This is a genomic window from Eubacterium sp. AF22-8LB (assembly GCF_003458715.1).
Lineage (GTDB): Bacteria > Bacillota_I > Bacilli_A > Erysipelotrichales > Erysipelotrichaceae > Holdemanella.
In genome coordinates this window covers 178,211-196,242 of sequence record NZ_QRVI01000001.1, presented here as the reverse complement: position 1 = coordinate 196,242, position 18,032 = coordinate 178,211, and the positions used below count along the sequence as shown (strand labels likewise).

Here is an 18,032-nt window from a genome sequence, read left to right as displayed (position 1 = left end):
TAGTTGGGCTTGCCCCTGCGAAGATAGCTAGCTGCCGGGTCCTTTTTTTTGCCTTTTCTGATGACATAAGTCATAAGATATATTATACATATTCATTTCACAATTCTTGAACATTTGTTTATGGTATAATAATTATCATAAGGAGGTTTATTATGGACCAAAAGTATATTACAATACAAGGCGCTCGTGAAAACAACCTTAAAAATGTAAGTTTAAAAATACCTAAAGATAAATTAGTTATTATGACTGGAGTTTCAGGAAGTGGAAAAACTTCTTTAGCTTTTGATACTATATATGCTGAAGGGCAGCGTCGGTACATGGAATCGTTATCTGCCTATGCTAGACAATTTCTAGGAAATAGTGAAAAACCAGATGTTGATCAAATTGATGGATTATCACCAGCAATCGCAATTGATCAAAAAACGACATCTAATAATCCACGTTCAACCGTTGGAACAGTTACTGAAATTTATGATTATTTACGTTTATTATATGCACGTATAGGTGTTCCTTATTGTCCCGATCATCATATCCCAATTACTGGGAATACTATTAAAGAAATGATTGATAAAATTATGGAGTTACCAGATAAAACTAGATGTACAATCTTAAGTCCAATTGTGCAAGGGAAAAAAGGTACTCATAAGGATTTATTTGATACATTAATCAAAGAAGGGTATATTCGTGTTCGTATAGATGGAGAAATTAAATATCTAGAGGAGCTTGATCCATTAGACAAGAATAAAAAACATTCAATTGATGTAGTTATTGATCGAATTGTAAAGACTGATGATCGATCTCGATTTCATGATTCATTAGAAACGGCATTAAAGTTGAGTGATGGATTAGCCATACTTTTAACAAATGATTCTGAAACATTATTTTCAAGTAACTACGCCTGTAAAGTATGTGGTTTTTCTGTACCTAAATTAGAACCTAAATTATTTTCTTTTAATGCACCTTTTGGAGCATGCCCCGAATGTAAAGGCTTAGGTATCACACAAAAAGTGGATTTATCATTACTTATACCGGATCCTTCAAAATCAATTGCGCAAGGCGGTATTCATTATTATAAAAATATTGTGAATACGGAAAATTTAGAATGGCAAAGAATTCATGCGTTGATTGAATATTATGATATTGATATGAATATTCCAATCAAAGATATACCTAAGAAAAAATTAAATTATCTATTATATGGGTCAGATGTGCAAATCGCATATCAATTGAATTCTCGTTCAGGAATCGTTTCTACAAAATTAGAATATATTGAAGGCGTCTGTCCAATGATTGAAAGAAGATATATGGAAACAACATCTCAAATGTCACGTGAATGGTATGGTTCTTTTTTAGCAGATGCACAATGTCCAAAGTGTCATGGAGCTCGTTTGAATAAGCAAGCTTTGTCTGTTTTAGTTGGTGGCAAAAACATTTATGAATGGACCCAAATGAGTATCAGTGAAGCTATTGAATTTATGGATCGTTTAGAATTAACACCTACACAGGCAAAAATTGCAGAATTAGTTGTTAAAGAAATAAAAAATAGACTTTCATTTTTGAATCACGTTGGATTAAGCTATTTAACTTTAGATCGTCTAGCCTCTACATTATCTGGAGGAGAAGCACAGCGTATCCGATTGGCCACGCAGATAGGATCTCGTTTAACAGGAGTTATGTATGTTCTAGATGAACCAAGCATTGGATTACACCAAAGAGACAATGATCGATTAATTGGTGCATTAAAAGAAATGCGTGATTTAGGGAATACATTAATTGTTGTAGAGCATGACGAAGATACAATGCGTGCGAGTGATTATATCGTAGATGTTGGACCTGGAGCTGGTGTCCATGGAGGACAAATTGTTGCGGCTGGAACACCGGAAGAAATCATGAAAAATGAAAATTCGATTACAGGTGCATATTTAAGCGGTAAAAAATGCATAGAGGTTCCATCCGTGCGTCGTAATGGAAATGGAAAAAAATTAAAAGTTGTCAGGGCAAGTCAAAATAACTTGAAAAATGTTAATGTAACATTTAAATTAGGTACATTTACAGTTGTGACTGGAGTTTCAGGAAGTGGTAAATCTTCATTGGTAACAGAAGTGTTGACCCATGGTTTACAACACGCGCTAGGACGTTTAAGAATTAAGCCTGGTGCTTGTAAAGAGATTCAGGGCATTGAGAATATTGATAAAATTGTAGAGATTGGACAAGATCCAATTGGTAGAACACCACGTTCGAATCCAGCAACTTATACTGGGGTGTTTGACGATATTCGTGATTTGTTTGCACAAACAAAAGAAGCAAAAATGTTAGGATATGATAAAGGACGTTTTTCATTTAATGTAAAAGGCGGCCGCTGTGAAGCCTGTCAAGGGGATGGCATTTTGCGTATTTCAATGCATTTCTTACCAGATGTTTATGTTCCTTGTGATCAATGTCAAGGAAAACGTTATAATGAGGAAACATTACAGGTTCACTACAAGGGGAAAACAATTGCAGATGTATTGGATATGACTGTAGAAGAAGCATTAGAATTTTTTAGTAATGTTTCCAAAATTAAACATAAACTACAAACCTTAAATGATGTTGGTTTATCTTATATAAAGCTAGGACAAAGTGCTACCACATTATCTGGTGGAGAGGCACAGCGTGTAAAGCTTGCCAGTGAATTACAGAAAAAGGCAACAGGTAAAACACTATTTGTGTTAGATGAGCCTACAACAGGATTACATAGTGATGATGTTAAGAAATTAATTGAAGTGCTACAACGACTTGTTGAGCATGGAGATACAGTATTAGTGATTGAACACAATTTAGATGTAATTAAATGTGCAGATCAAATTGTGGATATGGGCCCTGAAGGTGGGCAAGGAGGAGGTACAGTGATTTGTACGGGTACTCCTGAAAAAGTTGCAAAATGTAAAGAAAGCTATACAGGCCAGTATTTAAAACCATTATTAGAAAAAGGAGTAAGCCATGGCAAAAGTAATTGTTCGTGATTTAGCAAAAAAATTCATGTGGACTATTGTTTGTGGGGATTCAAATTCTTTAAATAGACCATTGACTTTAGCAGATACAAATCGACCTGGTCTAGAATTGGCTGGGTATTTTCCAGATACACAGACAAAAAGACTGGTTGTATTAGGTGATAAAGAAATAGGGTATATTGTAGAACAGATGGACGAAATTTCACAGCGTCGTTCATTTGAATTTTTAACTGGGGAAAAAACACCTTGTATTGTGATTGCACATGGTCATGAGTGTCCTCCAATCCTAAAGGAAATTGCACAACGTAAAAATTTTCCTGTATTTAAAACAGAACATCAAACATCACATGCGATTGTTAGTATTACTAATTATTTGGATGAATGTTTAGCTGAATCCGTAATCATTCATGGAGAATTAGTTCGAGTATTTGGTGTTGGTGTATTGATTACAGGTAGAAGTGGTATGGGTAAAAGTGAAATTGCTTTGGAATTGATCAAACGTGGTCACCAGCTAGTGGGAGATGATCGCATTGATTGTTATAAAATACACGATGAGTTAGTTGGTAGAACAACACCAATGTTAGAAGGCTTTATGGAACTAAGAGGTGTAGGAATTATTAATGTTTCTCGTATGTATGGTGTAGGTGCCGTTGCTCATGAAACACAAATTGAATTTCAAATAGACCTAGAACCATTTAATGATTCATATGAATATGATCGAGTTGGAATTGAAGAAAAAGAATATAATGAAATTTTAGGAATTAAAATACTAAAGATGACAATACCAGTTTCTCAAGGACGACCAATGTCGAGTGTGATTGAAACAGCGGTTACAAATTTCTTGTTGTTGAAAGATGGATTAGATTCAGCTAAGGAATTTGAAGAACGTGTTTTATCACAAATATCTGAGAATAAGGAGGAAGAAGTAGATGCATCTATTTCCAAATAGTCGAGTTTTTATTTCTTTTGGATCTTTGCAGATTGCATGGTATGCCGTTTTGATTCTTACGGGAGCTTTATGTGCCTATTTATTGTGTCAAAGAACAATGAAGAAATGGAGCTATGCACCTGAAGTATTAGATGATTATGTAGTACCTATGTTGTTTATAGGAATTTTAGGGGCAAGACTATGGTATGTTATTTTTGAATGGAGTTATTACTCTCAACACCTTAATGAAATTATTGCCATATGGAATGGTGGATTAGCTATTCATGGTGGATTGATTGCAGGATTCTTATTTAGTTTATTTTATTTTAAACACAAAAACATATCATTTTTAAGAATGTTTGATTTGATTATGCCAACCGTATTGTTGGCACAAGCGTTTGGTCGATGGGGTAACTTTATGAATCAAGAGGCTTATGGAGGTATTGTATCAGAAAGCTTTTTTGCTCATTATCCAGCTTTTATAAAAAATCAAATGTTTATTGATGGTGCTTATCGCATGCCTACCTTCTTGTTTGAGAGTGTTTGTAACATATTTGGATTTTTGTTTATTACAATTATTTTCCGTAAATACCTTTATAAAAGACGTGGAGATTGCGGATTTATGTACATGGTGTGGTATGGAGTTACGCGCTTTGTGATTGAAGGAATGCGCACTGACTCATTAATGGTAATCGGTCTTCGTACTGCACAACTTGTATCGATTGCCTTAATGGTTATAGGTATTTTAGGCTTAACAGGTGTTTTTCATAAAGTATTTCATTGGAAGAAAAAGCCAGTGGTATTATTTGATTTAGATGGTACATTGATTGATTCTCAAAAATTGGTTTTTGAAACCTTTAAAAGAGTATTTAAAGAATATAAACCGGATTATGAATTATCTAATGAAGAGTTATATTCGTTTTTTGGCCCAACATTGGAAGTGACTTTTTCAAAATATTTTCCCGAAGATCAAATAGAAAGTATTATTGACCGTTATCAAGCTATTAATAAGCAATTGCACAAGGATTTTTTAGAAGAAATGCCTCACGCAAAGGAAATGTTAGAAGGATTAAAAACGGAAGGCATACAGTGTGCAGTTGTTTCGAATAAGCGGATTGAGATTGTAAAAAGAGGATTGAAACAAGCTGGCTTGGATACGTATTTTGAAGTGGTATTAGGTAAAGAGTTATTGCCTGAGCCAAAACCAAGTGCATCTGGCTTGATTGAAGCGTGTAATTTATTACATACTGGACGTGATGATTGTATTTATGTTGGTGATAATGTGTCGGATATTTTAGCTGCAAAAAAAATGGCTGCTTATTCAGTTGGATTTAGTGTAGACGAAAGACAGCGTGTGGCTTTAGAAAAAGCACATCCATGCAAAATCATCAATGATTTAATGCAGTTAGTACCATTATGTAAGGAGGATCATGTATGGAGCGACAATACGATTTGGTAATTATTGGTGCTGGCCCTGCAGGGTTAAGTGCAGCATTATATGGTTCAAGAGCGGGATTAAAGACTTTAATTTTAGAGAGTGGAGCACCAGGTGGAAAACTTATAAAAACAAATAAAATCAGTAATTATCCTGGTGTAAAAACGATGGAAGGAACACAGCTTGCGATGGATATGTTTGAGCAGGCTACATCCTTTAATGCAGAATATGCATATGGAGAAGTAAATAAAATTGATGAGGATAAGAATGTATATCTTAACGATGGAACTAGCATTCATGGAGAATCCATTATTCTTGCGACTGGAACAAAAGAGCGTTTATTAAATATTCCTGGAGAAAAGGAAAATCTTGGTCATGGGGTTTCCTTTTGTGCAGTGTGCGATGGAGCATTTTTTAGAGATAAAGATGTTGTCGTGATTGGCGGTGGCAATTCAGCTTTAGAAGAATCTATTTATTTAGCAGGGCTTGCTCGTAGCGTAACGATTGTGATTCGAAGAGATGTTTTTAGAGCAGAGCAACATATTCAAAAGCAAATAGAAGAAAATGCTAACATTCGTGTAATCAAAAAACATATTCCTACACAAATTTTAAGTTCAGAAGGCAAAGTCTCTGGAATTGAGCTTGAAAATGTGGATACACATGAAAAACAAGTTGTTGAATGTTCAGGTATTTTCCCATATGTGGGACAAGATCCAAATACGGCTTGCGTAGAAGATTTAGGTATCTTAAATGAGCGAGGATATGTAATTGTGGACAAGAATTGTCAAACAAAAATAGCAGGAATCTATGCATCAGGAGATGTAATTGAGAAAGAGTTACGTCAAGTAGTGACGGCTTGTAATGATGGTGCGATTGCGGCACAACATGCATTTCATAGAATCAAAGGTATTTGATTGAAACGGCTTACATAGCACTTGAAATCGACAACTGAAAGTGATTTAATTAAATCAAGAAAAGGATTTGAGGTGTTATAATATGTTGCCTAAAGAAGCAATAAAAAAAGTAATGGATGCATATCATCAGATTACAGGATTAAGATGCTATTTTGTGCAGGATGAGACCGAAATTAGTAGTGCAAAGGAGAAAAATTTCTTTTGTAAATGCTTGAAAACAAGCTCATCTGCATTGCGTCAATGTGATGAATGTACATTTGAAAATTATACAGGAGCGTTAAAATCAAATAAAGTTCAGAAGTATGCTTGTCATGCTGGACTTGTAAAATGGAGTGTGCCTGTTTCTATTAATGGTGTAAAGGGTGTCATCGTATCTGAAGGAGTTATCACAAAACAACAAGGCTTAGAAGCAGAGGATTGGGTAAATCATTTGGCAGAAACTTATAATGTATCAAGACCAATACTTTTGCATAATTATACAAAAGTTGTTGTGATGAATGAAAAGCAGGTTGAAGAAAGTATTCAATTGATGCAAGACTTGTTAAAGTACTATAAAGCAGTAATCGAAGGATAATTCCTTCGATTTTTTGTACAAGAAAAGCCAGCAACTTAATGCTGACTAGTTGTTAACATCATGATGGAATTCAGGCGTATCCTTTGAAATAGCTTTGAATACATAACCACGTTCTTTATAGTTTTCAATAATTTTAGGTAAAGCCTCAACTGTTGTTGTTTTTGGACTCGAATCGTGGAATAAAATCATGATTTGGTCATAGTTACAATTGGTTGAATTATCAATGATGGTTTGAGCAGAAACTGAATTTGATGCTGCATCCCCACTTGAACAGTTCCAATCAAAGTATTCATATCCATTTTCTCGTACCATACTTTCTAGCTTTGTCATGATTCCATCTGAATAATTGGCAGAAACCATATTGCTGGATCCACCTGGGAAACGTATGTATTTTGGTGCTTTTCCTATAATGTTTTTTACCATATCACTGATTTTTTGTAAATCTTCAAAATAAGCATCTATTGATGAGTATACAGTAGCATAATCATGCGTATATGTATGAAGTGCAATAGTATTACCTTGTTTATATGCTTTTTTGATAGATGAGTTGTACTTCTGGTTATTTCCAGTTACAAAGAAAGTGGCCTTCGCATCATATTTCTTTAGTATTTTAAGTATTTTATCTGTATTTTCACTTGGACCATCGTCAAACGTCATATAAACAACTTTTTTAGGTTGTTCAACAATCACTTTAATTTTCGCTTTTGCTTTATTCCCAGAACGATCCGTTGCTGTGACAGAAAGTTTGTATGTGCCATCTTTTTTGGTGTTTACATTCGATGAATTTATTTTAATTTTTGGTTTCTGATCCAAATCATCTGTTATCTTGAGATAAGATTTATAATTTGGTTTTGAACCAGTATATACATGTATTGTACTCTTTTCAATTACAGGCTTTTTGTGATCTTCAACCAAAGTAAGCTTTGCGTCCTTCATTGAATAATTACCATATACATCTTTTGCAACGATTGTCACAGTCTGTTCTGTATCTTTTGAAACTTTTCCTTTGAAGGATAAAGCTACTTTTGAATCATCTTTTACACTTTTCACAAAAGCTTCCGGCTTTACATCCTCTACTAAATCTGTTTTGTAGGATTTCACCTTCAATACAGGTGCCTGTGTATCTTTAACAGAAATTATACAAGTTTTTTTATAGTTGTTTAATTGATATGTGATGGTGTACTCACCCACTTTGGCTGTGTTAACATTTCCAGAAATTTTTACATCTGAATCTGCATGATAAAACACCTGCTGAATGTTTGAGCTTGGATCATAATCCTGATTGATTTCAATTACTGGATTTGATGAATACAATAAAATTGGATTTTTAAATGCATAGAATAAAAGAAAGATAATACAAATAAATAAAAAAGTCAGTAAATGATTTCCAAATCTATTTTTCCTTCTTTTTCTAGGCATTGTTTAATCTCAAAAGATGTTGGTTTGTCTTTTTGTGTTTATAAAAATAAAATTCCCCTATCATAATAATCCCCTTTAATACATCCATATTATACATGAAATATTTGGTATTGTTATAAGGAATATGAATCTTTTTTGGTGTTGTAGTTATGTATAAATTTTTATATAATACCTTTAGAAAGGTGGGGGAAGCACTATGAAACTTATCCTAGCAATTTTATCAAATGACGATAGTCCAGTGGCAAGCAATGCACTAAATAAGAATGGTTTTTCTGTTACTAAATTAGCAACAACCGGTGGTTTCCTTCGCGCAGGCAATACAACGTTGATTATTGGTTGTGAAGACGAAAAGGTGGAAGCAGCTATTGATATCATCAAGGAATATTCAAGTAAGCGAACGGAAATTGTACCTAGTACAGCTAGTTATGATATTGGACGCTATGCAAGTTTTCCAGTAGAAGTGACAGTTGGAGGAGCGACAATTTTTGTGCTAGAAGTAGCTCAATTCTTAAAAGTTTAGAAAAACACAAGGGTGGAATGTATTTTCTACCCTTTTTCTGTCTGTGTGTAGAAAAAAAGAAATAAAATTTATGAATAAAGACCCATTTGGGGCTTTTTTCTGTTATGATTGATGAGTAAAGAAAAAAGGAGATTAAAACGCAATGAAAATACTAGTTATCGGTAAGGGCGGACGTGAACACGCACTTGCGTATGCATGTAAACGTTCAGCTTTATGTGATGAGTTGATTTGTGCACCAGGCAATCCTGGAATGGCAAAAATTGGAGAATGTGTCAATGTGAAAGACAATGATGTAGAAGGTCTTGTCGCTTTGGCAAAAGAAAGAAATGTAGATTTAACCATCGTAGGTCCTGAAGCAACTTTAGCTCTAGGTGTTGTAGATGCGTTTAAAAAAGAGGGGTTAAAAATTTTTGGCCCAGATAAAAAGGCGACTCAAGTTGAATCAAGTAAGGATTTTGCCAAAAATATCATGGCAAAATATAATATTCCAACAGCAGCCTATAAAACATTCCATGATTTAGATTCGGCATGGACATACGTACAAGAACAAGGGGCTCCTATTGTTATTAAAGAAGATGGTTTGAAAGCTGGAAAAGGTGTTACGGTAGCTTCTACTTTAGAACAGGCAAAAGAAGCCTTGGATATTGCTTTTGCGATTGAAAATAACTCAGTTGTAATTGAGGAATGTTTATTCGGATTTGAATTTTCTTTAATTTGTTTAGTACATAACGAGACAGTTGTTCCTTTAGAAGTAGCTCAAGATCACAAGTGCGTATTTGATGGAGATAAAGGCCCAAATACAGGTGGAATGGGATCTTATAGTCCAGTTAAAAAGATTACTCCAGAAATTATAGATGAAGCCATGAATGAAATTATGAAACCAATGGCAAGCGCAATGGTAAAAGAGGGCGTTCCATTTACCGGATTCTTGTATGGTGGATTGATGTTAACAGAAAATGGTATTAAAACAATTGAATTCAATGCTCGCTTTGGTGATCCTGAAGCAGAAGTTATTTTGCCTCGTTTAGAAAGTGATTTTGTACAAGCTGTGTTGGATTTAATGAATAATAAACCAGTTGAATTAAAATGGACAGATAAAGTCAGTCACGGTGTTGTTTTGGCAAGTACAAACTATCCCGCAAGCTCAACAAAAGGTTCTTTGATTACTGGCGTTGAAAATGTAGATGGATTGGTATTCCATATGGGTACAAAAATGACAGATGAAGGATTAGTCACAGATGGAGGACGTGTTTTAATGGTTGTTACTCTAGAAGATGACTTACAGACTGCATTTGATCATACATATGCAGAATTAGAAAAGATTCACTGTAAAGATTTATTCCACAGAAACGATATTGGAAAGAAGGATATGTAAAATGGCAAAAACAGATTTAGAGATTGCACAAGAATGTGTTATGGAACCAATTGAAAAGGTTGCTGCAAAAATTGGTATTCCTGCAGATAGCTTGGAACATTATGGAAAATATAAAGCTAAATTGTCTTTTGACTATTTAAAATCTATTGAAAACAATCCTCACGGGAAATTGGTACTAGTAACAGCTATTAACCCGACTAAAGCAGGAGAAGGAAAAAGTACTACAACTGTTGGTTTAGGCGATGCTTTAAATCGCTTAGGTAAGAAAACAATGATGGCTTTACGTGAACCAAGTTTAGGACCTGTGTTTGGATTAAAAGGTGGAGCTACAGGTGGAGGATATGCCCAAGTCGTACCAATGGAAGACATCAACCTTCATTTCACAGGAGACATGCATGCGATCACAACGGCTAATAATTTAGTAAGTGCATGTTTGGATAATGCGATTCATCAAGGAAATGAATTGAATATTGATCCTGAAAAAGTAACTTTCAAACGTTGTTTAGATATGAATGATCGTACTTTGCGTAATATCACAATTGGTTGTGGCGCAAAAGCCAATGGTGTAGAACGTAAAGACGGATTTAATATTACAGTTGCGAGTGAAATCATGGCCGCTTTATGTCTAGCTGATGATTTAATGGATCTTAAAGAAAGATTTGGAAAAATGCTTGTGGCATATACTTATGATGATCAACCGGTATATGTACATGATTTAGGTATTGAAGGTGCCTTGGCTATGGTTATGAAGGATGCTGTATTGCCAAATATTGTTCAAACACTTGAACACAATCCAGTCTTGATTCATGGAGGTCCCTTCGCTAATATTGCCCATGGATGTAACTCCGTAATCGCAACGAAAGCTTGTCTTGAGCTTGCTGATTATACAGTAACTGAAGCTGGTTTTGGTGCAGATTTAGGAGCTGAAAAATTCTTAGATATCAAATGTAGACTTGCTAATTTAAAACCCAATGCAGTCGTAATCGTTGCGACAATTCGTGCATTAAAACAACATGGTGGAATTGCCCTAGAAGATTTAAAAGAAGAAAATGTAGAAGCAATGCTTGCAGGATGTGAAAACTTAGCTAAGCATATTGATACAGTACAACAATTTGGCTTGCCATATATTGTTGCAATCAATGAATTTGCGACAGATACACCGGCTGAAGTAGCTGCATTAGAAAAATGGTGTGAAGATAACAACCACCCAATGTCATTATCTCAAGTATGGGCAAAAGGTGGCGAAGGCGCTATTGATTTAGCCAACAAAGTAGTTGCGTTATGTGATCAAGAAAACAATTATGCGCCTTTATATGATTTAGATAAGACTATTGAAGAAAAAGTAGAAACCATTGCCAAGAAAGTATATGGTGCAGATGGTGTTGATTTTACAGAAGAAGCGCAGGCACAAATCGCAAAATTCAATGAATTAGGATGGGATAAATTACCAATCTGTATGGCTAAAACACAAATGTCATTATCGGACGATGGTAAGGTTATGGGACGTCCTACAGGATTTAGAATTACAGTTCGTGAATTACGCCCAAGCTTAGGTGCAGGATTCATTGTTGCGCTAACAGGAAAAGTATTAACAATGCCAGGACTTCCAAAACATCCAAGTGCATTAGACATGGATGTAGATGAAGATGGCAAAATCGTAGGATTATTCTAATGTCAAAGATTGGATGAAAAATTCCAGTCTTTTTCTTTTCATTTTTATCGAAAAAGAATAAAATAATCAAAAAAGGAGAATTCCTATGACAGAATTTTATCAAAAAGTAAAAGAACGATTGATATGCTACGCAAGAATTAATACAGAATCCAATCCACACAGTACAAGTGTTCCAACCACATCTTGTCAACATGATTTAGCTAAAGTCATCTATGAAGAGCTTCAAAGAATTGGTGCTACAGATGTATATTATGATAAAGATACATGTGTAGTATATGGATCGCTTGAAGCCAATATAGAAACGGGTAGAGCCATTGGCTTTGTGACACATATGGATACAGCTCCAGATGCGAGTGGTAAAGATGTAAAGCCTTGGGTGCTAGAAAATTATGATGGAAATGATATTGTTTTAAATGCAGAAAAAAACATTATTATGTCACCATCTGTATTTCCAAATCTGAAACAATATATTGGGCAGGACTTGATTTTAACCGATGGTACAACACTACTTGGTGGCGATGATAAGGCAAGTATTGCAGTTGTTATGACACTGTTGGAATATTTAGTTAAACATCCTGAAATTAAACATAACTTTATTTCTGTAGCTTTTACTCCAGATGAAGAAGTAAGTGGACTCGCAAAAGATTTGGATTTAGAACGATTTAAATCTCCAATCGCATATACTTTGGATGGGGATCATTTAGGATATTATATGGACGAAACATTTAATGCGAGTCTTTCAACGATTGAAATTCATGGTATTTCAGTACATACAGCTACCGCAAAGGGAATTATGAAAAATGCGGTGGATATTGGAAATGAATTCTTAAATAAATTACCGGCATTAGAAAAGCCACAATATACCGAAGGAAGAGAAGGGTTTTATCATGTGGTTAGTTTTAATGGGGATTGCGAATATGCCAAGATTGAAATCAATGTTCGTGATCATGATAGCTTACAGTTTGATATACGCAATAACACATTAAAAATGATTGTGGACATGTTAAATAAAGAGTATGGACAAGGTACTGTAAATATTTCACAAAGAATTCAATATCGCAATTTAAAAGAAGTGATTGATCAAGTGCCTTTTATGATTCCATATTTGAAACAAGCCATTGAAAGTGTAGGATTAACACCTCAAACAGAACCATTTAGAGGAGGAACCGATGGCTCAGCCTTATCTCATAGAGGGCTTCCTTGTCCTAACTTATCAGCGGGATATGAGAATGCGCATGGACGCTTTGAATACGTGCCTATTCAGTCGATGGAAAAGAATGTGGAGATCTTATTAAATTTAATTGATATATATGCGAAATGTGACTGTTAAAAAAGGTCACATTTTTAAATTTTCTATTGCGAAGTCTTACGTTTTTTAGTATAATATTTCCAGTCGCAGAGATGGTGGAACGGTATACACGCTGTCTTCAGGCGGCAGTGCGAGAGATCGCGTGAGGGTTCAAATCCCTTTCTCTGCACCATATATATTATGCCGACTTAGCTCAATTGGTAGAGCAACTGACTTGTAATCAGTAGGTTGTGGGTTCAATTCCTATAGTCGGCACCACTTAAACAATATGCAGCCTTGATGGCTGTTTTTTATTTTTCTTCTTGTTGTATAATAAATATAAAGAAATATGTATATCAAGGAGAAATAATAATATGAAAGAAGTATTTGCGGTTGGTCTTGATATCATTAAAAAGATTCAAGAAACACAATCTGAAAAATTAGAACAAACCGGCCATTTAATGGCCCAAGTTTTTATGGGAGGACATAAGTTTTTCGTAAGTGGAAGTGGCCACTCACATACAATGGCCGAAGAGATGTATGCTCGTGCAGGTGGTTTAGCTTTTGTGGTTCCTATTTTGACAAGTGAACTTACGATGACGGAGCATCCGACAAAAAGTTCAAACATTGAAAGACTAAGTGGTTACGCCAAAATCTTGGTGGATTTATATGGGGTGTCCTGTGGTGATGTCGTTTTGATCGCATCTAATTCTGGGCGTAATGCCTATCCAATCGAACTTGCACTTGAAGCTAAAAGTCGTGGTGCACATGTAGTTGCCATCACAAGTATGAAACATACAACTGCTCAAGCTTCTCGTCATTCTTGTGGAAAGAATTTGTACCAAATTGCAGATATTGTCATTGATAATTGTGGAGAAGTTGGAGATTGTGCTTTATCTATTGATGGATTAGATGCAAAGCTTTGTCCAACATCGAGTATAGCTAATGCCTTCATTGCACAATGCATAAATGTGGCGTGTGCAGAGTATTTGATTCAAAATCATGTAGAAGTACCGGTTTTCTCCTCTTTAAACTGTGATGGTACGGAAGAAAGAAATGACAAATTATTTAAAAAGTATACACGTATGTATTAGACACTCATAAGGGTGTCTTTTGTGTTAGAATAGGAGGGTGAGGTGTGTATGAAGAAAAAAAGTTTATGGATATATATATTTGGAATCACAATCATTATTATTGGATTGATTAAATTAGATACATTGATTTCTATGATATCTATATTATGGAATGCATGTAGAGTTTTAGTATTTGGAGCTATGATGGCTTTTGTGATCAACTTAGTTATGGTTAAGATCGAAAAACGCTTGGGCTTTATGAAGAAAGGAAAGCGTGCAACAAGTCTACTTCTTTCTTTGATTTTAATTTTTCTTTTTGTGTATTTCTTAATTACACTTGTTGTTCCATCATTAAGTGAAGCGATTGGTGTAATTGTACAGGCATTGCCAAAGTATTTTGAGAATACCCAGAAATTTTTGGTGAATTTATTTGAGAATAATCCACAGCTTGCGGATTCTATTAATAACTTAGATATCAACTGGAAGAATTTGATTCAATCTGGTATTAATGTTCTTTCAACTGGTGTTACCAATGTTGTAGGTACGACATTTAATATTGTGACAGTCATAGTGAATAGTGTATTTAATTTTGTGTTGATGTTTATTTTCGCAATCTATGTTTTATTAGAGAAAGAAAGATTTATTCAGTTGTATCATCGCCTGACAAAGCTTTACTTGAGTGAAACTATAAAACGTCGAATGGATAAATGTTTACGAATTATTAATCAGACATTTAGTGCTTTTATAGGTGGACAATGTATTGAAGCAACAATTTTAGGGGCACTATGCACATTGGGCATGATTATACTACGTATGCCATATCCTGCGATGATAGGAACACTTGTAGGTGTTATTAATATTATCCCTATGATTGGAGCTTATATTGGTGGGGCGATTGGTATGTTTATGGTATTTACTGTAAGTCCAATAATGTCACTTTGGTTCTTATTATATTTATGCATTCTTCAACAAATTGAAAGTAATGTGATCTATCCACATGTTGTTGGAAATTCAGTAGGACTTCCTGGAATTTACGTTATGATGACCGTCGTGATTTTCGGCTCTTTAGCCGGTATTCCAGGCATGTTTTTAGGGATTCCAACAATGGCAAGTGTATATAAGATTGGTGTTTTATATTTAGAACGAAAAGAGCGATTAAAAGAAATGAATGGATGACGAAAAGTCGTCCATTTTTTCTTATATGCATGATATAATATTGTGGCAAAGGAGATCAGTTATGTTTGATGAAATTCATGAAGAGTGTGGTGTGTTTGGTGCGTATCGTGTAGATAATGCAGCAAGTATTACGTATTATGGTTTGCATTCCTTGCAACATAGAGGTCAGGAAGCAAGTGGTATTGCCGTTTCAGATGGGGAAAATATTACTTTACAAAAAGGTAAAGGGTTGACTGTAGATGTTTTTCAAAGAGAAAAATTAGATTCTATGGTCGGAAGATTAGCTGTTGGCCATGTTCGTTACAGTACAGCAGGTGGTCAAGAGAACGAAAATATCCAGCCAATTGTGTCAAAAGGGCATAATGGCAGCTTAGCTATTGTTCATAATGGACAAATTGTGAATGAGAAAGAACTTCGTATTGAACTTGAAAACGAAGGGGCTATCTTCCAGGGAACGAGTGATAGTGAAATTATTCTTCACTTGATTCAGAAACAAAAAGGTACTTTAAAAGAACGTGTTATGAAGACCGCAAATTGTATTGAGGGAGCTTTCTCTTTTATCGTTATGAATGAGGATACAATTTATGCAGTTCGTGATCGTCATGGTTTAAGACCTTTAAGTTATGCCAAAAGTAAAGATGGCTATGTAATTAGTAGTGAAACATGTGCTTTCGAGGTTATGGGAATCTATGAAAGTGTTGATTTAAAACCAGGTGAAATCGTAGAATTCCATAAAGGTATTGTTAAACATGAATTTTATTCAACAAATACAGATAACCATATGTGTGCCATGGAATACATTTATTTCGCAAGACCAGATAGTGTGGTAGAAGGTATTAACGTACATGCTTTCCGTAAGGCAACAGGTTCTATTTTGGCTAGGGAGGATAAGGATTTGCACGCCGATATTGTTATTGGTGTTCCAGATTCTTCTTTATCAGCGGCTATTGGTTATGCAGAAGAGGCAGGAATTCCATTTGAAACAGGATTGGTAAAAAATAGATATGTAGGACGTACATTTATTCAACCAACACAGGCTATGCGTGATCGTAGTGTTCGATTGAAATTAAGTCCTGTATCAAGCGTCGTAAAAGGAAAATCTATCGTTATGATCGATGATTCTATTGTACGTGGAACGACATCTAGAAGAATCGTACAGTTGTTGAAGGATGCCGGGGCAACTGAGGTTCATGTTCGTATCGCAAGTCCTGTAATCACAAGTCCATGTTTCTATGGTGTGGATACTTCTACAAAGGATCAATTGATTGGTGCTCATATGAGTGTGGAAGAAATTCGTGATTATATTCATGCCGATACTTTGCGTTTTATGACGGAAGAAGAAATGAAGGAAGCAACACAAGATGTTGGATTATGTCTAGCATGCTTTAATGGAGAATATTGTACAAAACTGTTCTCGTATCAAGAAGAATTGGATAAATAAATATGACTATAAAATGTTTGGCTTTTGATTTAGATGGAACTTTGCTTCTTGACGAATCCAAGAAGATGGATCCAAGAACTGTTGACTCCATTAAAAGGGCAATGGATCAAGGTATTCATATCGTGATTGCGTCAGGGCGTGATAAAAATGGATGCAAGTTTGTGTATGAACCATTGGGATTAGAGAATGGGAATCATTTTTTGGCATTAGTAAATGGACAAATCGTATATGATTTTGAAAATCAGGAATACGATTTGGATGATGTATTAACGGCAGAAGATGGAGTTAAGATTCAGAAAGTTTGTAAGGAATTTGGGGTCGAAGGAATTTTTCAATGTGGATATGATTTTTATAGTTACATATCTTCATTGAATCGTGTAAAGAAAAAAGTCATAAATGCCATTTTAGGTGAGCCGGATGATTATGGCTTAAAGGATGGTAAAGAAAACCGGAATTTTATTGATTTGCCTTTTGAAGAAATTCGCTTAACGCAAGATATTAATAAAGTGATTATGGTACATACACCACGATTTTTTGAAAAGAATTTCGAGGGAATTAAAGCAGCTCTTAGTGACTATGATGTATTGTTGATAGGTCCGGATTGGTTGGAAATCATGCCTAAACATGTCAACAAAGCTAGTGCATTATGGAAGATTTGTGACAAACTTGGAATCAGCATGAATGAGGTCATGGCTTTTGGAGATGCACAAAATGATTTGAAGATGCTTCAACAAGTCGGAATTGGTGTAGCCATGGGGAATGCGATGGATGAAGCCAAATACGCGGCAACCGTTGTTACAGATACCAATATGAATAATGGTATTGGAAAAGTTATTGATGCATTGTTGGCGGGCAAAGAAATGGACTTACGCAAGGGCTTATTATAAAATAGAAGCAGATAAGGAGGAACCTTGTATGAAAATTGTAAATACAGAAGAATTTAATACATTGATGAATGAAGATGCAGTTTTAGTTGACTTCTTTGCTACATGGTGTGGACCATGTAAAATGTTGACTCCTGTTCTTGAATCAGTCGCAAATAAATTGGATGGAAAGGTAAAAATCGTGAAGGTGGATGTGGATGAAAGTCCAGATTTAGCTCAAAGATTTGGTATCATGTCTGTTCCAACAATGATTCTATTTAAGAAAGGAACACAAGCTGCAGCATTCTCAGGATATATGCCTGAACAAATGTTGATGCAAAATATTGAAAGTAAACTATAGGAT

15 protein-coding genes and 2 tRNA genes are annotated in these 18,032 nt (G+C 35.0%); 16 read left to right on the top strand and 1 reads right to left on the bottom strand.

Features of this window, described 5'->3' with window-relative positions; genetic code table 11:
* Positions 1 to 152: 152 nt before the first annotated feature.
* The 5 genes from uvrA to DWY01_RS00925 all read left to right on the top strand — a co-directional run bounded on the left by uvrA (position 153) and on the right by DWY01_RS00925 (position 6,841).
* Positions 153 to 3,002: an excinuclease ABC subunit UvrA gene (gene uvrA, locus DWY01_RS00945; protein ID WP_117992470.1), complete on the top strand. Its 2,850-nt coding sequence runs from the start codon at positions 153 to 155 to the stop codon at positions 3,000 to 3,002.
* Positions 2,980 to 3,939, top strand: coding sequence for an HPr(Ser) kinase/phosphatase (hprK, locus tag DWY01_RS00940; RefSeq protein ID WP_117992469.1), 960 nt, complete (start codon positions 2,980 to 2,982; stop codon positions 3,937 to 3,939). The genes uvrA and hprK overlap by 23 nt, the downstream gene beginning before the upstream one ends.
* A complete protein-coding gene (gene lgt, locus DWY01_RS00935) occupies positions 3,920 to 5,377 on the top strand; it encodes a prolipoprotein diacylglyceryl transferase (protein WP_117992468.1) in 1,458 nt (485 codons plus the stop codon). The genes hprK and lgt overlap by 20 nt, the downstream gene beginning before the upstream one ends.
* Entirely contained in the window at positions 5,353 to 6,267 is a 915-nt protein-coding gene (gene trxB / locus DWY01_RS00930) for a thioredoxin-disulfide reductase (RefSeq protein ID WP_117992467.1), read from the top strand. Before lgt ends, trxB begins: the two co-directional genes overlap by 25 nt.
* A gap of 82 nt (positions 6,268 to 6,349) precedes the next feature.
* Entirely contained in the window at positions 6,350 to 6,841 is a 492-nt protein-coding gene (locus tag DWY01_RS00925; protein ID WP_117992466.1) for a PocR ligand-binding domain-containing protein, read from the top strand.
* Between the two features lie 45 nt (positions 6,842 to 6,886).
* Here DWY01_RS00925 and DWY01_RS00920 read toward each other — a convergent pair whose 3' ends face one another.
* Entirely contained in the window at positions 6,887 to 8,260 is a 1,374-nt protein-coding gene (locus tag DWY01_RS00920) for a polysaccharide deacetylase (RefSeq protein ID WP_117992465.1), read from the bottom strand.
* Between the two features lie 196 nt (positions 8,261 to 8,456).
* On the opposite strand from DWY01_RS00920, the gene DWY01_RS00915 reads away from it, so the two are divergent.
* From DWY01_RS00915 to trxA, 11 genes are all read left to right on the top strand, one after another.
* On the top strand, positions 8,457 to 8,780 hold the full coding sequence (locus DWY01_RS00915) for a cyclic-di-AMP receptor (RefSeq protein WP_117992464.1): 324 nt from the start codon (positions 8,457 to 8,459) through the stop codon (positions 8,778 to 8,780).
* 142 nt (positions 8,781 to 8,922) lie between these two features.
* The gene (gene purD / locus DWY01_RS00910) at positions 8,923 to 10,155 is read left to right on the top strand and encodes a phosphoribosylamine--glycine ligase (protein ID WP_117992463.1); all 1,233 of its coding nucleotides are present in this window, start codon (positions 8,923 to 8,925) and stop codon (positions 10,153 to 10,155) included.
* 1 nt (position 10,156) lies between these two features.
* Positions 10,157 to 11,827 carry a formate--tetrahydrofolate ligase gene (locus DWY01_RS00905; RefSeq protein WP_117992462.1) on the top strand — a complete coding sequence of 557 codons (1,671 nt, stop codon included), beginning with the start codon at positions 10,157 to 10,159 and terminating at the stop codon, positions 11,825 to 11,827.
* Positions 11,828 to 11,912: 85 nt separating this feature from the next.
* Positions 11,913 to 13,157: a peptidase T gene (pepT, locus tag DWY01_RS00900; RefSeq protein WP_117992461.1), complete on the top strand. Its 1,245-nt coding sequence runs from the start codon at positions 11,913 to 11,915 to the stop codon at positions 13,155 to 13,157.
* A gap of 65 nt (positions 13,158 to 13,222) precedes the next feature.
* A tRNA-Leu gene (locus DWY01_RS00895) sits at positions 13,223 to 13,308 on the top strand.
* Between the two features lie 10 nt (positions 13,309 to 13,318).
* Positions 13,319 to 13,394: transfer RNA gene (locus tag DWY01_RS00890), tRNA-Thr, on the top strand.
* 95 nt (positions 13,395 to 13,489) lie between these two features.
* Positions 13,490 to 14,209: a sugar isomerase domain-containing protein gene (locus DWY01_RS00885; protein WP_117992460.1), complete on the top strand. Its 720-nt coding sequence runs from the start codon at positions 13,490 to 13,492 to the stop codon at positions 14,207 to 14,209.
* Positions 14,210 to 14,257: 48 nt separating this feature from the next.
* On the top strand, positions 14,258 to 15,364 hold the full coding sequence (locus DWY01_RS00880) for an AI-2E family transporter (protein ID WP_117992459.1): 1,107 nt from the start codon (positions 14,258 to 14,260) through the stop codon (positions 15,362 to 15,364).
* 61 nt (positions 15,365 to 15,425) lie between these two features.
* On the top strand, positions 15,426 to 16,805 hold the full coding sequence (purF, locus tag DWY01_RS00875) for an amidophosphoribosyltransferase (RefSeq protein ID WP_117992458.1): 1,380 nt from the start codon (positions 15,426 to 15,428) through the stop codon (positions 16,803 to 16,805).
* Positions 16,806 to 16,807: 2 nt separating this feature from the next.
* Entirely contained in the window at positions 16,808 to 17,692 is an 885-nt protein-coding gene (locus DWY01_RS00870) for a Cof-type HAD-IIB family hydrolase (RefSeq protein ID WP_117992457.1), read from the top strand.
* Positions 17,693 to 17,720: 28 nt separating this feature from the next.
* The gene (trxA, locus tag DWY01_RS00865) at positions 17,721 to 18,029 is read left to right on the top strand and encodes a thioredoxin (RefSeq protein WP_117992456.1); all 309 of its coding nucleotides are present in this window, start codon (positions 17,721 to 17,723) and stop codon (positions 18,027 to 18,029) included.
* The last annotated feature ends 3 nt before the right edge of the window (positions 18,030 to 18,032 follow it).